The sequence below is a fragment of the Bradyrhizobium sp. MI1.4 genome (assembly GCF_055811315.1).
The window spans coordinates 147,288-172,104 of the sequence record NZ_JBVVPP010000012.1 but is presented as its reverse complement, the minus strand read 5'-3'; the positions used below and the strand labels follow the sequence as shown (position 1 = coordinate 172,104).

Below are 24,817 nucleotides of genomic sequence, written 5' to 3'. Positions count from 1 at the left end.
CCGCTACCCGCACCTCGCATCATGCCGGGCGCGTCAACCCCGGCCCGCGGTTGTTCATGCGCGCGCCCGGCGCGCCCCCCGGCTCGAGCGCGCTAGAGCGCGCTATCGACGAGATGGCGTGGGCTTGCGGCATCGATCCGCTCGCCTTTCGTCTGAAGAACTATGCCGAGGTTGAGCCCATCACCGGCAAGCCGTTCTCGTCCAAGGCATTGCGCGCCTGCTACGAGCAGGGAGCGGCGCGCTTCGGCTGGGCGAAGCGATCGCTCCAGCCGCGGCAGATGCGCGACGACGATGGCCTTCTGGTCGGCTGGGGCATGGGCACCGCGACGTTCCCGGCGCTGATGTTCCAGGCCGAGGCACGCGCAGTGCTTCGCCGCGACGGCTCCGGCGCCATGGAAATCGGCGCGCATGACATGGGGCAGGGCGCCTGGACGGCGCTGGCGCAGATTGCGGCCGACGAACTGGGGCTTGATATCGACCGCGTCGAGTTCAAGGCGGGTTCATCCGACCTGCCCGATGCCGGCATCGCCGGCGGCTCGGCACACACGGCAACCGCGGGTGCCGCGATCCACAGCGCAGGCGCCGCCGTGATTGCAAAACTCGCCGATCTCGCCACCAACGATGAGCGCTCGCCGCTGTTTGGCGCCGGCAATGCCGGGGTGATCGCGCGCGATGGCAGGTTGATCCGGCGCGACGACGAGAGCCGCGGCGAAAGCTACGCCGAGATTCTCGCGCGCGCAGGCGTGGCCGAGGTCGAGGCGCGTGGCACCGGCGCGCCGAATCCGGCGGCAATGGAGGAGTATGCGATGCATGCCCATGGCGCGGTGTTCGCGGAGGTGAAGGTCGATCCCGAGCTCGGCCAGGTCCGCGTCACCCGTATGGTCGGCGCTTTCGCCGCGGGACGCATCGTCAACCCGCGTATGGTGCAGAGCCAGCTGTTCGGTGGCATGATCTGGGGCCTGTCCTTCGCGTTGCACGAGGAAGCCATCACCGACCGCCGCACGGGCCGGATCATGAACGCCAATCTCGGCGAGTACCATATCCCGGTGAATGCCGACGTGCCGCCGCTCGACGTGATCACGGTCGATGAGCACGACCCGCACGTGAACGCGCTCGGTATCAAGGGTGTCGGCGAGATCGGCATCACCGGCAGTGCGGGCGCGGTTGCCAACGCGGTGTGGCATGCGACGGGCGTCCGTGTCCGCCGTTTCCCGATCCGGATCGAGGAGTTGCTGACGTAGCCTTTAAGCAGCGGCGGGCGAGGCCGTCTCGCTCTCCGCCTGCTAGTGCAGCTTCTTGCGAAGAGCCTTGAGCGCTTCTCGCTGCGACTCGATGTAGTTCGCGATGGCCTTGCGCAGCTCCTCCGAATGGAGCTTGTCGTTGTCGCGCTGCACTTCATCGAGTGCGGCCTCTGCATTTGCGAGCGTGATCTTCATAGCGAGCCCTGTTACGAAGCGGCTCCGGAAAGCGGAGGCTGCTTGGCTATGGCTCGAAATATATAGAGGATCAGGCTGCGGAAATTGAGATGGCTCAAGCTCCGTAAGATACCGGTGGCTCCGTAGGATCGCGGATAACTTCAAAATGTCGGCGGTGTGCAGGCCGAGATCACCTCGCACGGCTTGCCGCCGACGCAGCGGAAGCGATGCGGACGCCGGCTCTCGAAGTAATAGGCATCGCCCGGATTGAGGATGCGGCGCTCGTCCTCGACGGTGACTTCGAGCTTTCCCGAGATCACGATGCCGCCTTCCTCGCCGTCATGGACGAGGTGAACGCGCCCGGTGTCGCTGCCGGGCTCGTAGCGCTCCTTCAGAATCTGCAGGCTGCGACCGAACAGATTGTCGCCGATCTGCCGATAGGAGATCGGCTTCTTGCCGACCTCGGTCAGCTCTTCGCCGCGGTAAAATATCTTGCGCCGGCTCTCCGGCTCCAGCGCGAAGAATTCGGCGAGCCCCATCGGAATGCCGTCGAGGATGCGCTTGAGGGCGCCGACCGACGGGTTCATCTGGTTGGATTCGATCAGCGAGATCGTCGAATTGGTGACGCCGGCGCGCTTGCCGAGTTCGCGCTGCGACAGCTTCTGGCGCGCCCGGATGAATCGCAGCCGTCCACCGATATCGACGCTCATGTCCCTGTCCCGTGTTGCAGGTGTTGCGGATCGCGCAAATATGGACCGGCAGCCCCAGTTAAATCAATGGCTTGCAGCCTCTCAGAAAAGGACTTGTTGCGCTTTTCAAGCCGTGCCTCTGGTAGCAGGTCAGCAAAGGAGCGTGGCCCGTGACCCTTCATCAGATTCCGAACACCATCAAGACCGACTCGTTCTGGATGCCGTTCACGGCCAACCGGCAATTCAAGAAGGCGCCGCGCCTGTTCTCCTCGGCCGAGGGCATGCACTACACCACCGTCGACGGCCGCAAGGTGATCGACGCCTCCGCCGGCCTCTGGTGCGTCAATGCCGGCCACGGCCGCAAGCAGATCGCCGCCGCCGTCGAGCGCCAGCTGATGACGCTGGATTTCGCACCGTCGTTCCAGATGGGCCATCCGCTGGCATTCGACTTCGCCGAGCGTCTGGCCGAGATCGCGCCGAAGGGCCTCGATCGCATCTTCTTCACCAATTCCGGCTCCGAGTCGGTCGACACCGCGCTGAAGATCGCGCTCGCCTATCACCGCGCCAACGGCCAGGCGAGCCGCACCCGTCTGATCGGCCGCGAGCGCGGCTATCACGGCGTCGGCTTCGGCGGCACCTCGGTCGGCGGCATGGTCGCCAACCGCCGCGCCTTCGCGACCCTGCTGCCGGGCGTCGACCACATCCGTCACACCCACGATCTCACCCGCAACGCCTTCGCCAAGGATCAGCCCGAGCATGGCGCCGAGCTCGCCGATGATCTCGAGCGGTTGGTGGCCCTGCATGGCGCCGAGACCATCGCCGCCGTCATCGTCGAGCCAGTGCCCGGATCGACCGCGGTGTTGCCGCCGCCGAAGGGCTATCTCCAGCGCCTGCGCGACATCTGCGATAAGCACGGTATTCTCCTGATCTTCGACGAGGTCATCACCGGCTTCGGCCGCCTCGGCACGCCGTTCGCCGCCAACTTCTTCGGCGTCACGCCTGACATGATGACGACGGCCAAGGGCATCACCAACGGCACCGTTCCCTGCGGCGCCGTGTTTGCGAGCCGCAAGGTTCACGACGGCCTGATGGTCGGCCCGGAGAACGCGATGGAGCTGTTCCACGGCTACACCTATTCGGCGCACCCGGTCGCCTGCGCCGCGGGCATCGCGACGCTCGACATCTACAAGGATGAAGGCCTGCTGACGCGCGGTGCTTCGATCTCTGAATACTGGCGCGACGCGCTGCATTCGCTGAAGGGCCTGCCCAACGTCGTCGATATCCGCAATTGCGGCCTGATGGGCGCGGTCGAGCTGTCGCCGCGTGACGGCACCGTCGGCGTGCGTGGCTACGACGTCATGGTCGACTGCTTCAATCGCGGGCTGTACTTCCGCATGAGCGGCGATAGCTTTGCGCTGTCGCCTCCGCTCATCGTCGAGAAGAGCCACATCGACGATATCGTGTCGATCCTCGGCGATGCCATCAAGCGGGTGGCCTGATAATTGCTCTCGCCGTTGCCGAGTTCCTCTTGCAGCGGCGAGCGTGATGCCGCGGGAGTTTGACCAAGCGTGAAAGTTCTGATCCTCGGCAGCGGTGTCATCGGTGTCACCTCTGCCTACTACCTCGCGCGTGCCGGCCATGAGGTGACGGTTGTCGACCGTCAGCCCGAACCGGCGCTCGAGACCTCCTTTGCCAATGCCGGCGAAGTGTCGCCCGGCTATTCCTCGCCGTGGGCCGGTCCCGGCGTCCCGGTGAAGGCGGTCAAATGGCTGCTGATGAAGCACGGCCCGCTGGTGATCCGGCCGAAGCTCGATCCCGTGATGTGGGTCTGGCTGCTCAAGATGCTGCGCAACTGCACCAGCGAACGCTACGCGATCAACAAGAGCCGGATGATTCCGATCGCGGAATACAGCCGCGATTGCCTGCGCGACCTGCGCCGCGACATCGGCATTCAATATGACGAGCGCTCACAGGGCACGCTGCAGCTGTTTCGCTACCAGGCCCAGCTCGACGGCACCGGTGAGGACATCGCCGTGCTCAAGCAATACGGCGTGCCGTTCGAGGTGCTGAGCCGTGAGGGCTGCATCGCGGCCGAGCCGGCGCTGGCGGGCGTGAAGGAGAAGTTCGCGGGCGGACTACGCTTGCCGCAGGACGAGACCGGCGATTGTCACATGTTCACGCAGGCACTGGCCAAGCATGCCGAAGCGCTCGGCGTGCGCTTCATGTTCAATACCGGCATCGACCGCATCGTCACCGACGGGGCGCGCGTCAGCGGCGTCGCGACCAGCGCTGGGATGTTGCAGGCAGACGCTTACGTGCTCGCGCTCGGAAGCTGGTCGTCGCGGCTGGTCGCGCCGCTCGATATTTCGCTGCCAGTCTATCCCGTGAAGGGTTATTCGATCACGGTACCGATCAAGGACGCTTCCGGCGCGCCGGAATCGACGGTGATGGACGAGAGCTATAAAGTCGCCATCACGCGCCTCGGCAATCGCATCCGCGTCGGCGGCACCGCCGAAATCTCCGGCTTCTCGAGCCAGCTCTATGGTGCGCGGCGCGCCACGCTCGATCACTCGCTGACCGATCTGTTCCCGCGAGGCGGCGATCTCTCCAAGGCGACGTTCTGGAGCGGCCTGCGCCCGATGACGCCGGACGGCCCGCCCGTGATCGGCCCGACGCAATACGCCAACCTTCACCTCAACACCGGCCATGGCACGCTAGGCTGGACCATGTCCTGCGGCTCCGGCCGCGTGCTCGCCGACATGCTGTCAGGCAAAAAGCCGGACATTGATGTGAGTGCGCTGACAGTGGACCGGTACAAGTACCGGTTTGGCTAAGACTCTATCCTCCCGTCATTGCGAGGAGCTCTCGGGACGAAGCAATCCAGAGTGTCTCCGCGGTGAGAATGTGGATTGCTTCGCTTCGCTGGCAATGACGGCTGCGCTACGCCGTCCCCGTCACGCAATTCACCCACAGCACCACCGCCTTCGCGTCATTGGCTGGATTTGAAAACCGGTGCGGCCGACGGCTTGCAAACCGAAAACTGTCGCCCGTCTTCAGCGACCACGTCTCGCTGTCCACCGTCAGCATCATCTCGCCTTCGAGAACGAGGCCGGCTTCCTCGCCGTCATGGGTGTAGAGCTCGTCACCGGTGGAGCCGCCCGGCTCCAGATGCACCAGGAACAGGTTGAGCCGGTTGTCGGGGCTGGCGGGGCTCAGCAACTGCTTGGACACGCCGGTGCGCCAGAGCTTCAGCTCGGGCCGCTGCAGTCCGCGCGTGACCACCTGATCTGGTGCACCGTCGGCGTTCGGGCTCGCGCCGAACAGCGCGGCGATGCCGACGCCGAGCACGTCGGCGAGCGTGGCCAGCACGCGCAGCGACGGCGACGACAGTCCGCGCTCGATCTGGCTGAGGAAACCGATCGACAGCTCCGTGCGCGAGGCAACCGTCTCGAGCGAGAATTGCCTGATGCGCCTGAGATCGCGGATGCGGCGGCCGACCGCAACATCCATCGCCGGCTCGGCCGCTTTGGCGATAGCCCGGGCGGAGGCTTTCACCTTCACCTTCTTCACCGGCTTTGCGGCGGCCGGCCTGTGCATTCTCTTGCCACCGCTCACGTCAAACCGCTTCCTTCATGTGCATGAAAACCACTTGCATCGGCCGCAGAAGTGTGACCAAATTTTCATATTGGTGAAAATAGGCCGAAACGGCTTTGCCCGCAACGTCTGCGATGACGAGGTTTGCGAGCGCCGCCATCGGTCGGGCCCAAGGGGGATGCGATGAAGCGTTTTGGTCTGGCCGCGCTCGCGGCACTCGCGATTGCCGCAGCAGCGCCGGCCTCGGCGCAGCAAGTGCTGAAGGTCGGCTCGACGCCGACAGGCATTCCCTTCACCTTCCTCGACACCAAGACCAATAGCATCCAGGGCATCATGGTCGATCTCGTCACTGAAGTGGGCAAGGATGCCGGCTTCAACGTGCAGATCGAGCCGATGCAGTTCTCGGCCCTGATCCCGTCGCTGACATCAAGCAAGATCGACATCATCGCGGCCGCGATGTTCATCACAGCGCCGCGCAAGGAGGTCGTCGACTTCTCCGACCCGATCTACACCTATGGCGAAGGCCTCGTGGTCCCCAAGAGCGACACCAAGGCCTACGCCACCCAGGACGATCTGAAGGGCGAGACGGTCGGCGCTCAGGTCGGCACCGCCTTCGTCGACGCGCTGAAGAAGTCCGGCCTGTTCGCCGATGTCAAGGCCTACGACACCATCCCCGACATCCTGCGCGACGTGAACACCGGCCGCCTCAAGGCCGGTTACGCCGACTATCCGATCCTCGCCTACAATCTGAAGCAGGGCGGCTTCCCCGAGGTGCGCCTGGTCGATGGCTACAAGCCCGTCACCGTCGGTTCGGTGGGCATCGGCGTGCGCAAGGGCGAGGCCGCGCTGCTCGGCAAGATCAACGCTTCGCTCGCCAAGCTGAAGGCCAACGGCACCATCGACAAGATCCTCGATAAATGGGGTCTGAAGGCACAGGGTTGATCGGCAGAGGCCATCGATGAAAGCTGATCGATGAAAGGCTTCTGGCACGACGCGGCCGAATTCTTCCCGATCCTGATGAGCGGCGTCGCGCTGACGATCGTCGTCACCATCGGCTCGCTGCTGCTTTCGACGGTTCTTGGCCTCGTCTGGGCGATGATGCGGGTCTCCGGCATCCGCGTCCTGTCGCTGCTCAGCGCCAGCCTGATCAACGTGATCCGCGGCATTCCGATCATCGTGCTGTTGTTCTACCTCTATTTCGTGATGCCCGATCTCGGCGTTACCCTGTCCGCGTTGCAGGCCGCGATCCTCGGGCTCGGCATCGCCTACTCGGCCTATCAGGCGGAGAATTTCCGCGCCGGCATCGAGGCCATCGACAAAGGGCAGATCGAGGCCGCGCAATCGATCGGCATGGGCTGGTGGCTGACCATGCGCCGGGTCGTGCTGCCGCAGGCGGTGCGGATCGTGCTGCCGCCCTACGGCAACGTCATGATCATGATGCTGAAGGACTCTTCGCAGGCCTCGACCATCACGGTCGCCGAGCTCGCCCTTCAGGGCAAGCTGATCGCGTCCTCGACCTTCAAGAACACCAACGTGTTCACGCTTGTCGCGCTGATGTATCTCACCATGAGCATTCCGCTGATCCTGCTGGTCCGTCACTTCGAGAAGCGGGCCGGCAAGAAATGATCGAGTTGACCGACGTCCACAAGAGCTTCGGTGCGAACGAGGTGCTCAAGGGCATCACGGCGTCCGTCCAGAAGGGCGAGGTGGTCTGCATCGTCGGCCCTTCCGGCTCCGGCAAGTCCACCATCTTGCGCTGTATCAACGGTCTCGAAAGCTACGACCGCGGCGAGATCAGCGTCGAGGGATTGAAGGTCGACCGCGACGCGCCGTCGATCGTGAAAGTCCGCACCCAGGTCTCGATGGTGTTCCAGCGCTTCAATCTGTTTCCGCACCGGACGGTGCTGGAGAACGTGGTTGAAGGTCCGCTCTATGTGAAGCAGGAGCCACGCGCTGCCGCATTCGAGCGTGGCCGCGCGCTGCTCGCCCAGGTGGGCCTTGCCGAGAAAGCCAACGAGCATCCGCCTCAGCTCTCCGGCGGCCAGCAGCAGCGCGTCGCGATCGCACGGGCGCTGGCGATGCAGCCCAAGGCCATCCTGTTCGACGAACCGACCTCGGCGCTCGATCCTGAATTGGTCGGCGACGTTCTCGGCGTGATGCGCAAGCTCGCCGACGACGGCATGACCATGGTCGTCGTCACCCATGAGATGGGCTTTGCCCGCGACGTCGCCGACCGCGTGCTGTTCATCGACGGCGGCGTCATCGTCGAGCAGGGGCCGGCCAAGTCGCTGCTCAATCAACCCCAGCATCCGCGCACGCAGGACTTTTTGCGCCGCGTGCTGCATCCGCTCTGACCGGTCTTCGCCATGACCACGCGCCTGCCTCTGCCGCCGTCTCTCTATGCCGACACCGCCGTTGCGCCGGTGGCCACGCCGCCGCTCGAAACCGACAAGACGGTCTCGGTCGCCATTATCGCCGGTGGCTACACCGGCCTGTCCACCGCGTTGCATCTGGCGGAGCAGGGTGTCGAGGCACTGGTGCTGGAGGCGCAGGAGCCGGGCTGGGGCGCATCCGGCAATAATGGCGGTCACACCAATCCCGGACTGAAGCACGATCCCGATCAGATCGAGGCGGATTTCGGCGCTGAGCTCGGCCGCCGCATGGTCGCGTTCTCCTACGGCACGACGAACTTCACCCACGATTTGATCCGCCGCTACCAGATCCCGTGCGAAGCACGGCAGAACGGCACGCTGCGCGCGGCCTATAACGAGGCCAGCGCCGCCGCGATCGAGACAACCGCACAGCAGTGCATCGCCCGTGGCATGCCGGTGTCGTACCTCAATCGCGAGCAATTGCGCGAGATGACGGGCACGGATCGCTACATCGGCGCCATGCTCGATATCCGCGGCGGCGATCTGCATCCGCTCAGCTATGCCCGCGGCCTCGCGCGCGCCGCGATCTCCGCGGGCGCGAAGGTGTATGGCGAAACACCCGCACTATCACTCCGTCGCGAGGGCAGCCGCTGGCGCATCGAGACGCCGCGCGCGGTGGTGCATGCCGACAAGGTGCTGCTCGCGACCAACGGTTTTACCGACGATCTCTGGCCGGCGCTTCGCCGCACCATCGTGCCGGTGTTTTCCTCGATCGCGGCCACGGCCCCGCTCTCTGACGACGTGGCCCGTTCGATCATGCCGGCGCGTCCCGTCCTTTACGAGAGCGGCCACATCACCGTCTATTACCGCATCGATCAGCAGAACCGCCTCTTGATGGGGGGCCGCGGCCCGATGCGCTGGATCAGTTCGCCGCGCGACGTCGCCTATCTCATGCGATACGCCGAACGGCTATGGCCGCAGCTCAAGGGCGTGGCCTGGACCCATGGCTGGAACAGCCGGCTTGCCATCACCGCGGATCATTACCCGCATGTGCACGAGCCCGCGGACAACATCCTGATCTCGCTCGGCTGCAACGGTCGCGGCGTCGCGCTCTCGACCGCGATGGGCGCGCAGCTCGCGAGGCGTCTGATCGGCGGCGCCAAGGCCGAGCTCGACATGCCCGTCACCGGCATCAAGCCGATCCCGATGCATGCCTTCTGGCCGGTCGGCGTGACGACGGCAGTGATCGCTGGTCGCCTGCGCGACCGGTTGGGGATCTAGGCTCAGCCCTCCGCCACCGCGTCGGCCCAGGGCTGGAAGATCTCGACCGCGCCGGAATTGGTGTCACCGTCGCGCATCACGACGCTCGGGCAGGCGAACTTCTGCGGCAAGGACTGCACCCGCGCTTCCTCATAGTCGAATCGCGCCGCGAGCGCCTCGCGTGTGTCCGCCGGCAGCCTGGTATCGCCGATCACGATGGCGCCTTCGCTGGCGTCGATGCGCGGTTGGTGGATCGCGGCATCGAGATCCATGCCGAAATCCATCGCAAACGACACGATCTGCATCACCGACGGGAGGATGCGGCGACCGCCGGAGGCGCCGACCGCGAGCCGTCTGCCGTCTTTGGCCTCGGCGATGACGGGAGTGTAGTTGGTGAGACAGCGCTTGCCAGGGGCGAGCGAGTTGGTGGTGCCTGGCTTCGGGTCGAACCACATGATGCCGTTGTTCATCGCGATGCCGGTGTGCGGCGTGACGTATTTCGAGCCGAAGGATGACAGCAGCGTCTGCGTCACCGCCGCGATATTGCCGTGGCGGTCGACCACGGAGAAGTGCGTGGTGCAGGCGGGCGCCAGATATTCCGCGCCGAGCGAGCGCTTGCCGTCGGCATCGCCCATATCCTTGAGCCGCTCGCGATAGGCCGATTGCAGCGCGGCGGCATATTCGGCATAGGCGGCCGCGTCGGGCGCGCTTCCCGGCTTCAGGTTCTGCTGCAACAGGCGCAGCGCATGCGCCATTGTCGGTCCGGCTGTGAGTTCCGGCGTCGCAAACACGTTGCCGCCACGATAGGGGATCGCCAGCGGATCGCGCAGATGGGCTCGGAACGCGGCGAGGTCCTCCACCGACAGCGCGCCGCCGTCAGCCTTGATGTCGGACGCGATGCTCCTGGCGAGGTCGCCCTGGTAGAAATCGCGCGGACCGGCGTCGGCGAGGTGCGCCAGTGTCGCCTTCAGCGTGTCCAGCGGCAGCCGCGTCTCGGACTTGATGCCCCACGGCGCGCTCGGCGGGAGGCCGTCCTTCAGGAACGTTGTCGCGCTCGCGGGATAGCGCCGAAGATCGGACGCCGATGCCGCGATCGTCAGCGTGGTCCACCAATCGACCAGCAGGCCTTCGCCGGCGAGGGCGACGGCCGGCGCGACCAGATCGTTCCACGGCAGCCTGGCATGACGGCGATGCGCCTCCTCCATGCCGGCGACGACGCCGGGCACGGCGATCGAGCCGGGGCCGTGGATGTTGCGGTCGTCCTTCACCCGCTGCCAGGGAAACAGGTCGGAAGCCGCGCCTTCGCCGCTGAGCGGATAGTCGGCGGCGCGCAGGCTTTGCGGCGCGCACATGCCGTAGTCGATCACCTCGTAGAGATTTTCCGCGGCACGGTAGAGCACCATCGCGCCGCCGCCGCCCATGCCGCTGTTCCAGGGCTCCAGCACGTTAAGCGCGAAGGTGGTGGCGACGATCGCGTCCACACAGTCGCCGCCCGCCGCCAGCACTTGCGCCCCCACTTCGGCCGCCCGCCGCGATTGCGCGGCGACGATGCCGCCTTTGGATGTGACGGCGGGCTTGCGGACGGTTTGGGTGTGGCTGAACTGGTGCGGCATGATGATGTCTGTGTGCTGTCTTCGGTTTGGCTTCGTTGCGCTGAGCTCCGCGAAGAATGGCACATCGCCCCCATCGAGAACATCGAAAGGGCGACGCGGCATGGCTGGTGTGTAACAGCGGGGGTGGCGCAGTCGGCAAGACGTAGATGCCAAGACGAGAAAGCCCGGGACAGGCCCGGGCATGACGAGTTATGAGACCGATCAGTGGGAAGCGGAAGCCGCAGGGCTCAGCGCGCGCGATCCAGCCGGCTGGCCTGATACCTGGCGTGCCATTTCGGGCCAGGCCCGCGCATGTAGTGGAGCTCGGGGCGGTAGGGATTGCCCGCGATCCGGATCAGCGTCAGCCATTTGCTGGCGATGAAGTTCAGGGGCTGGCGGAACAGGGTCAGTGACGCGAGCAACATGGCATCACCTCAGTGCGGCTTGCCGAGCATGGCAGTGAAGGGGAGGTCGAAGATCTCCTCGCCGTCGGAGCCGCTGACATGGATTACCCAGTCGCGCCAATCCTCAGCGCCGGGCGTCAGGATCATCGCGTTCATGATCTGGGCGGCACGGTCGCGCGCCTCGGTCAGGTTGGTCACGGCTGTGCCGCTGCGATCGATCAGCGTGCCGTCCAAGTTGGAGCAGTGAAAATAGACCTGGACCATATGCGTCTCCTATTGGGAGCGATTGGGACGGCAAACCGATACCATTCCAAGCCTTCGCGAAACATTCGGGTCGAGCCCGGTAAGGGAATCTACGGAGATTGGTCGGCGCCAAGCCCCCTGCTGGTTTGATCACAAGGGGGTGTTGATCAACTGGACGGCGTTCCCGCGGCATGGAACAACCCTGGACGGAACGTCCGGGAGGCGCCGTGAACCACCTCACATTTTGGCGTGAAAGCCGAAGCCTGCGCGCATGCACGGGCGCCTTGGTGGTCCTCCTGACCCTCGCCTCGGTAGGCTCATCAGAACCGGTCCGCAAGAGCGGCTATGCGATCGGCACGGAGACCTGCGGCAGCGCCGATCTCGCCTTTCCCAGAATCCAGATCGACATGAAGGCGGGATTTTGCGCTGGCCTCGTCGCCAGCGAGGAGGATCGGCTGAAATTCCCGCGCTCGATCATCCAGGTGCCCGGTCGTGACCTGTTCGTGGTCGCCGACATGGCGGGCTGGGGCCATACCGATGGCCGGCTGCTGTTGCTCGACCCGCGGGCACCCCAGGGACAGCGGTTCAAGGAGTTGCTGACTGCAATCGAATATCCGTTCGGCCTCGCGATCGGCCCGGACAAGAAGCTCTATGCCTCGAGCGCGGAGACGATCTTCCGGTTCGATCCGCTCGCCGACAATCCGCGCGACACGGTCGAGACCGTCGTCCGTCACATGCCCGGCCGCCGGATCACATTGCCCGACGGCAAAAAGCTCGACGAGAGCGCGCATCCATTCAAGCAGTTTGTCTTTGATAAGAACGGCCGGCTGTTCGTCAATGTCGGCTCGCACAGCGACGACTGCATCACGCCGGCGCCGATCACGAGACCTTGCGCGGCGGCCGAGGGCGTTTCCGCAATGGCGTCGATCTGGCTGTTCACGCCGCCCCCGGGCGGTATCTTCCCGGCGTTGAAGCCTGGCGAACCCGACCCGCCGCACGGTGTCTATGCGCGCGGCCTGCGCAACTCGATGGCGCTGGCGCTGCATCCGAACTTCCCTGATGCGGGCTATGCCTTCCTGCAAGGCGAGAACGGCCGCGACCTGCCTGACATTTTCAAGCCGAACGAGGAGATCAACGCGATCGAGCAGGGCAGGCATTACGGCTGGCCCTATTGCTACGATTTGTCGACGCCGAGTCTCGAATTCAGGATCGTATTGCGGTCGGGGGTCTACAAATCGCTGTGCACCGCCAACGCTCTCTACAAGGCGCCGTTCTCGCTGCTGCCGCCGCACGGCGCGCCGCTCGCGATGCTCTATTATCGCGGCGCGAAATTTCCGGAGCTCGAGGGCAAGCTGCTGGTCGGCCTGCATGGCTATCGCCCGACCGGCAGCCGCGTCATCGTCTATGACGTCGACGATCACGGCTTCCCGAAGCCCGCCCCGGCGCCGGTACGCTATCATGTCAGTTGCGCGGCCGATCCGACCCACAGCTTTCAGACCGAGGCCGGCGCCGTCGCCGCCGCGCCGTTCGAGGAGCTGATCGCAGGCTGGCACCGCGTCAACGGCGCGCGGCCGCAAGGTGCGCCGGTCGGCATGACGGTCGCGGAGGACGGCGCAATCTGGCTGGTCGAGGACAAGAACCAGACCGTGATCCGGATCGACCGCGCCGCGGGCGATGCGCCGTCGCCGCTGCCCTGCGACGTGCGTAGCCAGGCGCTGATCGAGCAACTGGCGGTCTTCGTGGCCAGGGACGCGCAGAACAGCGTCCGGCTCACCAATTTGCGCAAGGGCCTCGTCGAAAAGCACTGCGTCGGCTGTCACTCGGATTTCGGCCTGAAGCCGGGCCTATCGGACGCTCAGAAGGACGCGACGGTGCTTCGCTTCATGCTGTCGCAGGATGGCTGGATCTATCCTGGCGATCCCGATTCCGGAAAGTTGCGCACGCGGCTTCGTGGGTTGGGCGCGGAGAAACTGATGCCGCCGGGTGGCGACGGCCTGCCGAAGGCCGAACCCGGTTACACGCGCCTGCTCGACACGGCGGATCTGCTGGTGTCAAGAATGGTTCCAGGCATCCGGATGCGGATCAAGTCCGGCCCGCCGCAGCGCAAGTTCTTTGGCAAAACGAACAAGGAATGCGGCGAAATACCGGCTGCCAAGGTCGTCGTCGTGACACAAAGGAACGCTGTAGACAAACCCGGTTTCAGCCGCTTCTTCCGACCGGCCGATGCCTATCTGAATGGCGAGTGCAGCGACGGCGATGGCTATTACATCCGGCAGGAATTTCTGGTGCCTGTGCAGTAGCGTTGTTCTCGTCCTTGCGACGGCACCGGCCCGAGCGGAAACGAAACTGTTCGAAAGCGTGCAGGTGACGCCATCAGGCGAATACACGTTCGGCATCGAAGGGCCGGCCGCCGATCTCGACGGCAATCTCTTCGTCGTCAATTTCGGCAAGCCCGGCACCATCGGCAAGCTGCCCGTCGGCGGCACGGCGTCCGAGCCGTTCACGGCGCTGCCCGAGGGCAGCGTCGGCAATGCCATCCGCTTCGCGCGCGACGGCACCATGTTCATCGCCGACTACAAGAAGCACAACATCTTCGCGATCCCGAAGGGATCGACCGAGCCCGCCATCTGGTTTCACTCCGACGAGATGAACCAGCCCAACGACATCACCATCGCCCGCGACGGCACGATCTACGCGAGCGATCCGAACTGGAAAGGTCGCGAAGGCCACATCTGGCGCATCGCGAAGGGAGCCGACGGAACGGTGCAGGGACAGCTGATGTCGGCGCCGCGCGCGATGGGCACGACCAACGGCATAGATCTCAGCCCTGATGACAAGACGCTCTATGTCGGGGAATCCAGCAGCGGCCAGATCTGGTCCTATACGGTCGCCGGCAACGAGCTCACCAGTCCAAGACTCGTCAAGGCATTTCAGCCCGACACTGTCGACGGCCTGCGCACCGACATCGCTGGCCGTCTGTATGTTGCGCGCATCCTCAAGGGCACGATCACGTTGATGAAGGCCAATGGCGCGGTGGAGCGGGAGATCACGCTGAGAGCCAAGGAGCCGACCAACCTCGCCTTCGGAGGCCACGACGGCAAGACGATCTTCGTCACTCAGCGTCAGGGCGGCTTCGTCGAGTCCTTCCGCACCGACCAGCAGGGCCGCGAGCACTGCCTTCAGCGCGGGCGCTGCTGAGCTTCACGAGGGATCTGCTTCCGGCGCAGGGCGGTGCGACAGGGGCGGCATTCTTCTTGCTTGCATCTCGCCGCCGCGGGGATTTAGACATCTGTGGCACCCTCAAAGCGACCACGGAGTGTTCGAGTGAAAGCCGTCCATACCGAGCTGCATCGCAGCCACGATCCGCAATTCTTCCTGGTTCGCGGTGTGGTCAAGCGCACCACCGAGCAGCCCGAACGTGCCGACCGCCTGCTCAAAGGGCTCAAGGACGGCAAGCATCAACTGGTCGAGCCGACCACATTCGGGCAGGGACCGCGTGCGCGCATCCACAGTCCGGAATATCTGTCGTTCCTGAGCGAGGCCTGGGAGGCCTGGACCGCGCTCGGCGATTCCGGCCCGGAGATGATCGGCAATATCCATCCGGTGCGCCATGCCGCGACTTATCCCACCCATATCACCGGCAAGCTCGGCTGGCACACCGCCGACACCGCGGCGCCGATCGGCCCGGGCACCTGGGCTGCGGCCTGCGCTGCGACCGACGTCGCGGTCACCGCGGCACAGATGGTGATGGACGGCGAGGATGCGACCTATGCGCTCTGCCGGCCGCCCGGCCATCACGCCTATCGCGACATGGCCGGCGGCTTCTGCTTCCTCAACAACAGCGGGATCGCGGCGGCGCATCTGCGGCAGAGGCACGAGCGTGTCGTGATCCTCGACGTCGACGTCCATCACGGCAACGGCACGCAAGGAATCTTCTACGCGCGGCCGGATGTCTACACGGTCTCGATCCATGCCGATCCCGTCGCGTATTATCCTTACGTGTGGGGCTATGCGCATGAGCGCGGCGAAGGTCCCGGCCTTGGCACAAATCTCAACATTCCCCTGGCGATCGGCACCGGCGATGACGGCTACATCCAGGCGATGGACGTCGCGCGCAAGGCGATCGAGTCCTTTGCGCCCGGCGCCCTCGTCATCGCGCTCGGCCTCGACGCCTCCGAGCACGATCCGCTCAAGGGTCTCGCCGTCACCACGCCGGGCTTCCGCCGCATCGGACAGGCCATCGCGAAGATGGGCCTGCCGACCGTGTTCGTGCAGGAGGGCGGCTACCTCTCGGACATCCTCGGCGCGAACCTGACCTCGGTGCTGGCCGGCTTCGAAGAGGCGCGCTGATTCTCGCTGAGTAGCCCATCATTCTCCGTCATTGCGAGGGTAGCGAAGCAATCCAGAATCTTTCCGCGGAGGGACTCTGGATTGCTTCGCTACGCTCGCAATGACGATGTGGATGGTTAGGTCGACTTCATCCACAACTCAAAACATCCCGCTTGCCGCGAGCGCCTTGCAGACGTGCTGCATCTCGGTCTCGTCCGCGACCATGTCGAGCATGATCGTGGTCAGCCCCTTCGCGGCAAACTCCTTCAGCTTCGCGCCGATCTCCGCGTAGCTGCCGACGAGGTAGGGGCAGTCGGCCTGGAAGGTCAGGAACGGCAGCAGCCAATAGCCATTGTCCGCGAGCTCGCCGCTCTGGCTCTCGTAGAGGCGCCGTTTCCACACGGAATCGCTGTTCTCCACGGTGAGCGCGAGCAGCTCGCGATCGTCGGCATTATCGCGGAAACGCGCCTTTGCCGCTTGCCGCGCCTCGTCGCGTCCCTCGCGGGCGAAAATTCCAAAATTCACGCCCGGCGCATCGAGGCCGCGGTCGAGATCCGGCGGCAACATCTGCATCTTGATGCAGCCGGTCTCCTTTGCGACGCGCTGTGCCGGCTCGGACTGGCCTGCGACCAGAAATTCCGGCATCAGCTCCGGCGGCAGGCGCGGCCGAAGTTGCAGGTTGCTGGCGCGGTAGAACCGGCCCTCGAAAGTCGTCGGACGCGGGCTTGCCAGCAGCTGGCGCATCAGCGCAACGAATTCGCCGAGCCGGACATAGCGATCGGCGTGCGACTGCTCGTCGCCGAGCCCCTGCAGATCGCTGACCGCCGTCCCCGTGATCATGTTGAGATAGACCTTGCGGCCGTGGAGCTGCGCAAAGGACGAGACGAATTTTGCCGCCGTGAACGGGTGCATGTAGACCGGATTGACCGCGATCAGCGGCGAGGATCGGGTCGTCTCGCCGATGATGTGCTGGGCCATCGCCCAGGGCTCGACGAACACGTCGTTGCCTTCGAATAGCAGGATGCCTTCGAAGCCGTTGCGATCGGCGAACTGCGCCACCCGCATCAGCTCGTCGACATATTTCTTGGGGTCGCGGTTGCGCGAAATCGCGGGAAAGACGCGCAGCCGCCGCGGCGTCATTCAGCCGCCTCCTGTAGCGGCCATCCATTGCGGGTGATGGGAAGGCCGCCGGTGGCGCGGGAGCCGTCCGCGATCGCGAGACGATGCGAGGGCGACGGCGAGATCAGCTGGAATCGCCAGCCTTGCGGATCGTCGGGGATATCGGGCTTGAAGCTGATCTCGATGGCCTCGCGCGATACCTGCATCGCGAAGGCGTCGAGCGGCAAATTGAGGCCGAAACCCCTGGCCTTCAGATAGGCTTCTTTCAGCGTCCAGTAGTCGAAGAAGCGCTCGGTCGCGGCGGGCTCCGGCAGCCTGCGCAGCGTTTCGACCTCTTCCGGCGCGAAGAACCGAAGCGCGGTCGACAGCGGCGCCACCCGACGCGACACGGTCTCGACATCGACGCCGACGGTCTCATGCCCCGACACGACGCAGGCGACGCAGCCGTCGGCGTGCGACAGGCTGAAATGCAGCGTGCTCGATGTCCTGGGTGATGCGACAAACGGCCGCCCGTAACGCCCGGCCGCAAATGACCAGTCGGTCGGTGCGACCTCAGGTGCGACGTGCGAGAGCGCAAGGCGCAACATCGCGTGCGCGAAAATATACTGTCGCTGGTGCCGCTCGAACACGAAGTGGTCGGCTCGTACCCGTTCGTCGACCGAGAGCAGGCGCCGGCACGTATCGATCGCACCTGGCGTGTCAAAATTCTCGATCAATCCGACAAACAGTTCAATTCTGTCGTCTGCCATCAATTGGGCCCATGGCGCCAGGCCGGGGCCAAATCCCCTGCCATGACGGAAGAATCAGCTGAGCAAGAATCAACTAAGCGGACCGCTTCTAGCGGTCCACTCGGGCGAATCCTTGTCGATTGCTGGCCGGTTTACGGGCGCAAGCTTGTGCGAGACCCCAACTCGACACGCGAGCGGCCAAATGTGAAAAATGAAGCCCGAAAACTGAAGCCTGAAGATTCGTGCGGCGTCGGCCGACGAGTCTTACGTCTTCTTCTTCTTGGACTTCTTGGAGCCGCCCAACATCGAAATGCTGGCGTCGACGTCCTTCAGCGCGGACTGCAGCTTCTTCTTCTCGGCGCCGAGCAACTTCTGCAGGGCCTTGCGGTCCTTGTCGCTCAACGAGGTGCCCTTGGTAAATTTGATGAAACCCATAACGAACTCCCCGGTTGAAAATACTCGTCCAAATCAAAACGCGAGAATAATCTTGCGCGATGGCGCCAAATAATCAAGATGCAACTTGGTCGTTCACAGCTTTGACGAGTGACCCCGTATTCGTCCGTGATGTACGGCCGGTCATGCCGCCCTGCGATTGAGCAATCGGCCGAGCGGTGTGTTGGGTTGGGCGAGGGCGGCCGCGAGCAGCGCGACGAGATCCTCCATCCACTGGCCGACCGTAGCGCCGTCGAGCAGCTCGCTCTTGTAATTGCACGAACCGGTGATTCCCGTCGGCCGCTCCTTGAGCATCAGCGACAGCCATGTCTGGTCGATCGGCAGCACCGGCTGGCCTTCGCGGGCGATGTTGCCGATCGATCCTGTCGTGAGATCAGGCAGATCGAGCGGCTGGCGCAGCGGATTTTGCAGGGTGAAATAGACCTGGAGCAGCGAGGCTGGATTGACCCCCTCCTGCTCCAGATGATCGGCCAGGATGTTGAAAGGCAGCTCCTGGCGCGCATGCGCGTCAAGCACGCTCTGGCGGACCCGGACTACGGCCTGCGCGAACGACAGCTCCGGCGTGATTTTGGTGCGAACGATCACCGTGTTCTCGAACGGACCGACGATCCGGTCGGTGTCCGGCTGGGCGCGATTGGCCATGGCGGTGGCGATCGAGATGTCGTCGCGGCCGGTCCGCGCCAGCATCACGGCCTTCAAGCCGGTCAGCAGGCACATGAAGAGCGTGCAATTATGCTGGCCGCCGAAAGCCGCGAGCCGGCCGATCAGCTCACGTTCGAGACTGACCGGATGGTGCCCCCTGGACGGGCCCGGGCTTGATTCGCCCTCGAAGAGGGGAGGCGCCCCGCGCAAATTCTCGGTCCAGTCGGCCGCCTGACGGCGGGCGGCATCGGTGCCGCACCACCAGCGCTGCCAGCGCGCCACGTCCGCAAAGGCCGGCGGCGGTTTCGGCAGCGGCACCGACCGATAGCCGGCCAGCGCCGCATAACGGTTGGATAATTCCTCGAACATCACGCCGATCGACCAGCCATCGACGACGGCGTGATGCAGCGTCAGCAGCAACACGTGATCGCCATCGTGGAGCCGCAACAGCCGGGCGCGCAGCAGCGGCGCGCGCGTGGTGTCGATCGGGACATAGGTCTCCTGTTCGATCAGGAGATTGATCTTGCGGAGTTCCAGCGCCTTGCGCCGCTTGTTATTGTGGGGCTGACCGTCGCCGATCGTCTCGACACTCAGGACACGGCCGAGGGCGCCGGGCGCGGCGATGCGGCTGACGGGCTCCCCGCCGCTCCAGCCGAAATGAGTCCGCAGCGATTCGTGCCGGCGCACGATGTCGTCGATCGCCTGCGCCAGGGCGGCCGGATTCAGCGGCCCCTGGAGGCGGAAAGCGAAAGGCAGGTTGAACAGCGGCAGTCCGTGAAGATTCTGCTCGATCCGCAGCATCTGGTCCTGCGCGATCGAGAGCGTGGGTGGGCTGCCTTCGGCCAGGCTCGCGCCAGCCAGCCTTGCAAAACTTGCAGCCGGCTTGCGCGGCTTTGCCGCCACGACCTCGTCGACCCGCCGGGCAAGCTCGTCGATCGTCGGTGCCTCGAAGATGGTCTTGATCGGCAGCGACGCGCCGAGCGCCCGAGCGACCCGCGCCATGACTTGGCCCGCCAGCAGCGAATGGCCGCCGAGGTCGAAAAAATTGTCGGTGACGCCGAGGCTCTCGACCTTCAGCAGGTCGATCCAGATGTCGGACAGCACCTTTTCGGTGAAGCGCCGCGCCGGCACGGCCGCATCCGGTTCGAACGTTTCCTGCTGCGCCGGCGCCAGCAGCGCGGTCCGATCGATCTTGCCATGGGCATTGAGCGGCACCTGATCCAGGAACAAGAACGCGGACGGGATGGCATGGTCCGGCAGCCGGCTCTTCAGGAAATCGCGCAGCTCGCTGGCGCTGCTCCGGCTGCCGGATCTTGCGACGATATGGGCAATCAGCCTGACATCGCCGCTCGCTTCGCGACGCGGCTCGACGATGCCGGCGCGCACACTGGGATGGTCGGCAAGCGCGTTCTCGATCTCCTTGAGCTCGATACGGTAGCCGCGGACCTTGACTTGATGGTCGGCGCGACCGAGGCATTCGATCGTGCCGTCGGCACGGCGGCGGGCGAGGTCGCCGGTCCGGTACAGCCGGCTGCTTGCTTTGCGCGAGAACGGATCGGGCAGGAAGCGCTGCCGGTTCTGCGCGGGATCGTTGACATAGCCGCGGCCCACACCGGCGCCGCCGATGCAGAGCTCGCCGGTCACGCCGACCGGCTGCGGCTGCAGGTTTGCGTCGAGCACGTAGAGCTGCATGTTCGGCAGCGGCGCGCCGACCGGGACATGGCCTATGTCGGTCGCCGGCGCCTTGGTCAGGCGATGCAGCGAGACGTCGTCGGAACATTCCGACGCACCATAGGCGTTGATCAGCGGCACTTTCGGACAGCGGGCGAACCAGGCCTTGCAGAGATCGACGGGCAGCGGTTCGCCCGTCGAGATCAGAAGGCGCAGCCTCGCAAAGGCGCGTCGGATTTGTGCCTCGTCCATGCGATCGAGGATCACGCGCAGCAGCGACGGGACGATCTCGAGCACCGTGATGCCCTCGCGCTCGATCTCGCGCGCGAGCAAAATCGGGTCCTGCACGATCGCGGTCCCGGAGATGTGGATGCGCGCGCCGACCATGGGCCCCGCGAGGAACTGCCACACCGAGATGACAAAACTCTGTGGCGCGGTCTGCGCGATCACGTCCCGGGACGAGAGGTTCAGCTCGGAGATGAGCGACGCCAGATGGTTTGACAGCCCGCGCTGCTCGATCATGACGCCCTTGGGCGCGCCGGAGGACCCGGAGGTGTAGATGAGATAGGCAAGGCTCGACGCCGCGCGCCGCTTTGCGCGGGCCGGCTTGGCCGACGCTGGCGCGATCGCGTCCTCGAGCTCGGCCATTTGGATGCGCTCGACCAGCGGTTCGAGCAGCGCCTCCGCCATGGATGACTGCGCCCGTCCGATCAGCAGCATGCGGGCCCCGCTCGATCCGAGGATGGTTGCGAGCCGTTCCCGCGGCTGGTCGGGATCGAGATTGAGGAAGGCGGCGCCCACGCGTTGCACGGCGATCATCGCGGCGAGCAGGTCGGGCCCGCGATCTGCAAGCAAGGCGACCACGGCCTCGGCGCCGACGCCTTCGAGAGTGAGCCAGCGCGCAGCCGCTTGGCTGCGGCGCGCCAGCTCGCGGTAGCTCAGGGATGTGCGGCCGTCCGACACCGCGATCGCGTTCGGCGTCTTCTTGACCTGGCGATCGAAACCTTCGCTCAAATTGCCGCGCGCGACGAAATTGGCTGGCACGCCCCGGCCCTGCGCCAGCAGCTGCCGGCGTTCGACCTCGGTCAGGAGTGCCAGGCGGGAGATGCGCTGCTCTGGATCGGCGATGACGGATTTGAGCAGGGTTTTGAACTGAGCGGCCATGCCCTCGATCGTCGCCGCGTCGAACAGATCGGTGGCGTATTCGAAGAAGCCGGTGAAACGGCCGTCGGCCTCGACCAGTTCGAGCGTGATGTCGAATCGCGCCACTTTTGGATCGATCTCGATCCGCCGCGTCGACAGACCGGAGAATCGTGCCGCCTCGATCGAGGCATTCTGGAGGATGAACATGATCCGGAACAGCGGATTGCCGTCCGTCCTTCGTGCGATCTGAAGCGAGCGCAGGACTTCCTCGATCGGGAGATCCTGATTGCGATAGGCATCGAGCGTGACCTGCCGTACCCGGCGCAACATGTCGCCGAAGCTCGGATCGCCGCCAAAATCATTGCGCAGGATCAGGGTGTTGGCGAACAGTCCGATCAGGCGCTCGCTCTCGATCTGATTGCGGTTGGCGATCAGCGATCCGGTCGCGACATCTTCGTGTCCGGTGTGACGGAACAGCAGGCACTGGAACACGGCGAGCAGGGTCATGAAGGGCGTGACGCCCTGGTTCTGGCTCAGCGCGCGCAGGTCGGCCGACAGGGTTTTGGAGAATTCGAGATAGTGACGGGCACCGTGGCCGCTCCAGACCTCCGGCCTTGGGCGGTCGGTTCGCAGCGGCAGCGTGGTGACGCCGTCCAGTTGCACCCGCCAGTAATCGAGCTGCTCCTTGGCCGCCGGCGTCTGCGCCCAGCTCTGCTGCCAGAGCGCAAACTCGCGGTACTGGAAGGCGGGCGAAGGCAGTGCCGTCACGTCGTTCTTGCGCGCTGCCGAATAATGGACGGCGAGTTCTTCCCAGAACAGCCGCTGCGACCAGCCGTCGGTGACGAGGTGGTGGACGTTGACCACCAGCACATGGCTGCTCTTGTCGAACGAGAGCAGCGTGACCTTCAGCGGTGCCTCGTTCGCAAGGTCGAACGGATGTTGCGCGAGCCGGAGTGCTTCGCGCCTGACAACAGCGACCCGCTTGTTCGCGGGGCAGGGCTTGAGCTTGATCCGCTCGAACCGCGGTGGCGATTGCAGCACAAGCTGCACCGGCTCGCCCTCGCGTTCGACGATGACCGACCGCAACGCCTCATGGCGCGCCGATACGGCGGTGAGGCTCGCAGAAAGTGCGGCGACGTCGAGCCCACCCTTGAGGAGCGCGACTTCGACGACGTTATAATTGTAGCGCGTGGGGTCGAGCCGCGAGAGCACGTACATCCGCTGCTGCTGGAACGACAGCGGCGCGTCTGCTTCCCCGGCCTGGCGCCAGGCCGGTAGCATCGTTTCGCGATGGATTGCGGCGGTCTCGATCCGGGCCGCAAGCGCGGCGGCCGTGGCGCAATCAAAAACGTCCTCGAACGAGAAATCGACATTGAAGCGTTCGCGCAGGCGCGAACGCATCTGCGTCACCGCGAGCGAGTCGGCACCGAGCGCAAAGACGTCCTGATCGCCCCCGACCTGCGGCAGCTCCAGCAGATTGGCCCAGATCCCGGCGAGCTCGGTCTCCAGCGCGTTGCGCGGCAGACGGGCCTCCTCCTCGCCGCCGTCCGTTCCAATCAATTCGGCGAGCGCATTGCGCTTGACCTTGCCGCTGGCGCCTTTCGGCAGCGTCGCGACGCTGCGGATCAGGCTCGGCACCTTGTAGGCCGCGAGCCGTTTCCGGGCGAACTGGCGCAACTGGTCCGAAGTCGCCTCGGAATTCGGCCGCAGCACCACGATTGCGGCGACGTTCTCGCCGAGCTTCGGGTGCGGGACGGCAAACACGCCGGCCTCCAGCACCGCCGGATGGCTGAGCAGAACCTCTTCCACCTCCAGAGGCGAGATCTTCTGCCCGCCGCGGTTGATGACGTCCTTGATGCGGCCGACGATGAAGAGATAGCCGTCGGCATCGAGATAGCCGAGATCGCCGGTCCGGAACCAACCGTCGCGGAAGGCAGCCTGCGTCGCCGCCTCGTCATTATAGTAGCCGCGGCTCATGTTGGGTCCGCGCAGCATGATCTCGCCGTGCTGGCCGCTGGCGAGCGCGCGGCCCGTCTCGTCCATGATTGTGATCTCGGGGCCCGCGGCGCGGCCGACCGATCCGACCTTGCGCAGCTCGAACGGGTTGGCCGCGATCTGCGAGGCCGCCTCCGTCATGCCGTAGGTTTCGAGCACGGGAACGCCGAACGTCGCCTCCAACCCGTCGAGGATCGCAGGCGTAAGCGAGGCCGAGGCGGAGCGGATCACGCGCAGCGACGACGATCGGGCAAGATCCGGGTTGGCTTCCGCCGCCGTCAGCAGCGCGCGATGGATGGTCGGCACTGCCGTGTACCAGGTCGGTCGCAGCTGCCGCATCCAGCCGAAGAAGGAGGCTGCGTCGAAACCCTCGGTACAGACTACGCTGGAGCCCGCGGCCAGCGCCGTCAGCAGGCCGGAAATCAAACCATGGGCGTGAAACAGCGGCAGGACGTTGAGCAGACGATCGTGGGACGCGAGCGAGAGCACGCGGCCGGCATTGTAGGCGGAGAGGCACACATTGCGATGCGTCAGCGGCACCATCTTCGGTCGCGCCGCCGTGCCCGAGGTCAGCAGGATGAACGCGTCGTCGTCGCCGCGCGAGGCGCCGCTGCTGCTCGCCGGTCCGACCGCCGGCCCGACCAACGCGCAGCCGCCGAGATCGTCTTGCGGCCCCGGCACGAAATCGATCACCGCAATATCGAGCGCCTTGGCGACATCGCGGGCCGCCGAGTTCGTGTCGGCCCGGGTGACGAGCGCCGTCAGCTTCAATTCGCTGAAATAGCGTTGCAGCTCGTCCGCCGTCAGATCGGGATTGACGGGAACGCAAGCGCAGCTCGAGGCTACCGCGATCAGGGCCAGTGCGCTGTCGGCACCGCGCGGCAACGCAACCGCGATGCGGTCGGTAGGAGCGATGCCGAGCCCGCGCAGCGTGCGGACGAGATCCTGCGTCCGCGCGCCAATCCCGCCGTAGTTGAGGACCGGCTGGCCGGGGGCGAGGAGGGCGGGGGCCACCGGCATCTTGCGGGCATGGAAATCGAGAAGACCGCCGATATCCTCGAATATCTTCGCTTCGGCCGTCGTGCTCGCTTCCCGCGGGGCTGGGCGTGTGGCGTCCGACAATTCCGTTCCCTTTTGATCCGATTGGGCTATTCTTCCAAGAAGTTAG

20 protein-coding genes are annotated in these 24,817 nt (G+C 65.2%); 10 read left to right on the top strand and 10 right to left on the bottom strand.

Going from position 1 to position 24,817, the window contains the following annotated elements; genetic code table 11:
- Positions 1 to 1,241: xanthine dehydrogenase family protein molybdopterin-binding subunit (locus AC0L23_RS16835; protein ID WP_473357167.1), on the top strand; the 1,241-nt coding region annotated here is incomplete at its 5' end.
- 42 nt (positions 1,242 to 1,283) lie between these two features.
- On the opposite strand, the gene AC0L23_RS16830 is transcribed toward AC0L23_RS16835, so the two are convergent.
- Together AC0L23_RS16830 and AC0L23_RS16825 are read right to left on the bottom strand one after the other, a co-directional pair.
- Entirely contained in the window at positions 1,284 to 1,436 is a 153-nt protein-coding gene (locus AC0L23_RS16830; RefSeq protein ID WP_018455699.1) for a hypothetical protein, read from the bottom strand.
- Between the two features lie 140 nt (positions 1,437 to 1,576).
- Positions 1,577 to 2,125, bottom strand: coding sequence for a cupin domain-containing protein (locus AC0L23_RS16825; RefSeq protein ID WP_473357166.1), 549 nt, complete (start codon positions 2,123 to 2,125; stop codon positions 1,577 to 1,579).
- A gap of 149 nt (positions 2,126 to 2,274) precedes the next feature.
- On the opposite strand from AC0L23_RS16825, the gene aptA reads away from it, so the two are divergent.
- Positions 2,275 to 3,603 (top strand): omega-aminotransferase AptA, encoded by a 1,329-nt coding sequence (aptA, locus tag AC0L23_RS16820; protein WP_085350327.1) that lies wholly within the window; start codon positions 2,275 to 2,277, stop codon positions 3,601 to 3,603.
- Between the two features lie 69 nt (positions 3,604 to 3,672).
- Positions 3,673 to 4,938, top strand: a complete 1,266-nt coding sequence (locus AC0L23_RS16815) for a D-amino acid dehydrogenase (protein ID WP_085350328.1) — start codon at positions 3,673 to 3,675, stop codon at positions 4,936 to 4,938.
- Positions 4,939 to 5,044: 106 nt separating this feature from the next.
- On the opposite strand, the gene AC0L23_RS16810 is transcribed toward AC0L23_RS16815, so the two are convergent.
- Positions 5,045 to 5,701, bottom strand: a complete 657-nt coding sequence (locus AC0L23_RS16810; protein WP_018455696.1) for a helix-turn-helix domain-containing protein — start codon at positions 5,699 to 5,701, stop codon at positions 5,045 to 5,047.
- A gap of 180 nt (positions 5,702 to 5,881) precedes the next feature.
- On the opposite strand from AC0L23_RS16810, the gene AC0L23_RS16805 reads away from it, so the two are divergent.
- Genes AC0L23_RS16805 through AC0L23_RS16790 form a run of 4 tightly spaced genes read left to right on the top strand, consistent with a single transcriptional unit; the run spans position 5,882 to position 9,351 of the window.
- Positions 5,882 to 6,640, top strand: a complete 759-nt coding sequence (locus tag AC0L23_RS16805; RefSeq protein ID WP_018455694.1) for an ABC transporter substrate-binding protein — start codon at positions 5,882 to 5,884, stop codon at positions 6,638 to 6,640.
- Between the two features lie 30 nt (positions 6,641 to 6,670).
- Positions 6,671 to 7,324 (top strand): amino acid ABC transporter permease, encoded by a 654-nt coding sequence (locus tag AC0L23_RS16800; protein ID WP_018455693.1) that lies wholly within the window; start codon positions 6,671 to 6,673, stop codon positions 7,322 to 7,324.
- The gene (locus tag AC0L23_RS16795; RefSeq protein ID WP_018455692.1) at positions 7,321 to 8,052 is read left to right on the top strand and encodes an amino acid ABC transporter ATP-binding protein; all 732 of its coding nucleotides are present in this window, start codon (positions 7,321 to 7,323) and stop codon (positions 8,050 to 8,052) included. The genes AC0L23_RS16800 and AC0L23_RS16795 overlap by 4 nt, the downstream gene beginning before the upstream one ends.
- Positions 8,053 to 8,064: 12 nt before the next feature.
- A complete protein-coding gene (locus AC0L23_RS16790) occupies positions 8,065 to 9,351 on the top strand; it encodes an NAD(P)/FAD-dependent oxidoreductase (protein ID WP_085357882.1) in 1,287 nt (428 codons plus the stop codon).
- A 2-nt stretch (positions 9,352 to 9,353) separates the two neighbouring features.
- Here AC0L23_RS16790 and AC0L23_RS16785 read toward each other — a convergent pair whose 3' ends face one another.
- From AC0L23_RS16785 to AC0L23_RS16775, 3 genes are all read right to left on the bottom strand, one after another.
- Positions 9,354 to 10,943, bottom strand: a complete 1,590-nt coding sequence (locus tag AC0L23_RS16785; protein WP_085357884.1) for a gamma-glutamyltransferase family protein — start codon at positions 10,941 to 10,943, stop codon at positions 9,354 to 9,356.
- A gap of 227 nt (positions 10,944 to 11,170) precedes the next feature.
- The gene (locus AC0L23_RS16780) at positions 11,171 to 11,347 is read right to left on the bottom strand and encodes a hypothetical protein (protein ID WP_162847226.1); all 177 of its coding nucleotides are present in this window, start codon (positions 11,345 to 11,347) and stop codon (positions 11,171 to 11,173) included.
- 9 nt (positions 11,348 to 11,356) lie between these two features.
- Complete coding sequence (locus AC0L23_RS16775) at positions 11,357 to 11,590, bottom strand: DUF6894 family protein (protein WP_007606355.1); 234 nt, start codon at positions 11,588 to 11,590, stop codon at positions 11,357 to 11,359.
- Between the two features lie 206 nt (positions 11,591 to 11,796).
- Here AC0L23_RS16775 and AC0L23_RS16770 point away from each other — a divergent pair, with 206 nt between their 5' ends.
- From AC0L23_RS16770 to AC0L23_RS16760, 3 genes are all read left to right on the top strand, one after another.
- On the top strand, positions 11,797 to 13,869 hold the full coding sequence (locus AC0L23_RS16770) for a PQQ-dependent sugar dehydrogenase (RefSeq protein WP_085350474.1): 2,073 nt from the start codon (positions 11,797 to 11,799) through the stop codon (positions 13,867 to 13,869).
- Complete coding sequence (locus tag AC0L23_RS16765; RefSeq protein WP_026233001.1) at positions 13,826 to 14,767, top strand: SMP-30/gluconolactonase/LRE family protein; 942 nt, start codon at positions 13,826 to 13,828, stop codon at positions 14,765 to 14,767. The genes AC0L23_RS16770 and AC0L23_RS16765 overlap by 44 nt, the downstream gene beginning before the upstream one ends.
- A gap of 126 nt (positions 14,768 to 14,893) precedes the next feature.
- The gene (locus AC0L23_RS16760) at positions 14,894 to 15,919 is read left to right on the top strand and encodes a histone deacetylase family protein (RefSeq protein WP_018455686.1); all 1,026 of its coding nucleotides are present in this window, start codon (positions 14,894 to 14,896) and stop codon (positions 15,917 to 15,919) included.
- Between the two features lie 138 nt (positions 15,920 to 16,057).
- Here the strand turns inward: AC0L23_RS16760 and AC0L23_RS16755 are convergent, their stop codons facing one another.
- From AC0L23_RS16755 to AC0L23_RS16740, 4 genes are all read right to left on the bottom strand, one after another.
- Positions 16,058 to 17,038 carry an LLM class flavin-dependent oxidoreductase gene (locus AC0L23_RS16755; RefSeq protein WP_085357886.1) on the bottom strand — a complete coding sequence of 327 codons (981 nt, stop codon included), beginning with the start codon at positions 17,036 to 17,038 and terminating at the stop codon, positions 16,058 to 16,060.
- On the bottom strand, positions 17,035 to 17,766 hold the full coding sequence (locus AC0L23_RS16750; RefSeq protein WP_018455684.1) for a 4'-phosphopantetheinyl transferase family protein: 732 nt from the start codon (positions 17,764 to 17,766) through the stop codon (positions 17,035 to 17,037). The genes AC0L23_RS16755 and AC0L23_RS16750 overlap by 4 nt, the downstream gene beginning before the upstream one ends.
- 243 nt (positions 17,767 to 18,009) lie before the next feature.
- Positions 18,010 to 18,180 (bottom strand): hypothetical protein, encoded by a 171-nt coding sequence (locus AC0L23_RS16745; RefSeq protein ID WP_162847227.1) that lies wholly within the window; start codon positions 18,178 to 18,180, stop codon positions 18,010 to 18,012.
- 141 nt (positions 18,181 to 18,321) lie between these two features.
- Positions 18,322 to 24,771 (bottom strand): amino acid adenylation domain-containing protein, encoded by a 6,450-nt coding sequence (locus AC0L23_RS16740; protein WP_473357165.1) that lies wholly within the window; start codon positions 24,769 to 24,771, stop codon positions 18,322 to 18,324.
- Between the last annotated feature and the right edge of the window lie 46 nt (positions 24,772 to 24,817).

What these genes read in the sequence shown, in the direction of transcription:
- AC0L23_RS16825 (WP_473357166.1), bottom strand. Translation starts at nt 2,125, where the DNA reads ATGAGCGTCGATATCGGTGGACGGCTGCGATTCATCCGGGCGCGCCAG.
- AC0L23_RS16750 (WP_018455684.1), bottom strand. Translation starts at nt 17,766, where the DNA reads ATGGCAGACGACAGAATTGAACTGTTTGTCGGATTGATCGAGAATTTT.
- AC0L23_RS16795 (WP_018455692.1), top strand. Translation starts at nt 7,321, where the DNA reads ATGATCGAGTTGACCGACGTCCACAAGAGCTTCGGTGCGAACGAGGTG.
- AC0L23_RS16785 (WP_085357884.1), bottom strand. Translation starts at nt 10,943, where the DNA reads ATGCCGCACCAGTTCAGCCACACCCAAACCGTCCGCAAGCCCGCCGTC.
- AC0L23_RS16755 (WP_085357886.1), bottom strand. Translation starts at nt 17,038, where the DNA reads ATGACGCCGCGGCGGCTGCGCGTCTTTCCCGCGATTTCGCGCAACCGC.
- AC0L23_RS16790 (WP_085357882.1), top strand. Translation starts at nt 8,065, where the DNA reads ATGACCACGCGCCTGCCTCTGCCGCCGTCTCTCTATGCCGACACCGCC.
- AC0L23_RS16765 (WP_026233001.1), top strand. Translation starts at nt 13,826, where the DNA reads ATGGCTATTACATCCGGCAGGAATTTCTGGTGCCTGTGCAGTAGCGTT.
- AC0L23_RS16800 (WP_018455693.1), top strand. Translation starts at nt 6,671, where the DNA reads ATGAAAGGCTTCTGGCACGACGCGGCCGAATTCTTCCCGATCCTGATG.
- AC0L23_RS16810 (WP_018455696.1), bottom strand. Translation starts at nt 5,701, where the DNA reads ATGCACAGGCCGGCCGCCGCAAAGCCGGTGAAGAAGGTGAAGGTGAAA.
- AC0L23_RS16775 (WP_007606355.1), bottom strand. Translation starts at nt 11,590, where the DNA reads ATGGTCCAGGTCTATTTTCACTGCTCCAACTTGGACGGCACGCTGATC.
- AC0L23_RS16805 (WP_018455694.1), top strand. Translation starts at nt 5,882, where the DNA reads ATGAAGCGTTTTGGTCTGGCCGCGCTCGCGGCACTCGCGATTGCCGCA.
- AC0L23_RS16830 (WP_018455699.1), bottom strand. Translation starts at nt 1,436, where the DNA reads ATGAAGATCACGCTCGCAAATGCAGAGGCCGCACTCGATGAAGTGCAG.
- AC0L23_RS16745 (WP_162847227.1), bottom strand. Translation starts at nt 18,180, where the DNA reads ATGGGTTTCATCAAATTTACCAAGGGCACCTCGTTGAGCGACAAGGAC.
- AC0L23_RS16780 (WP_162847226.1), bottom strand. Translation starts at nt 11,347, where the DNA reads ATGTTGCTCGCGTCACTGACCCTGTTCCGCCAGCCCCTGAACTTCATC.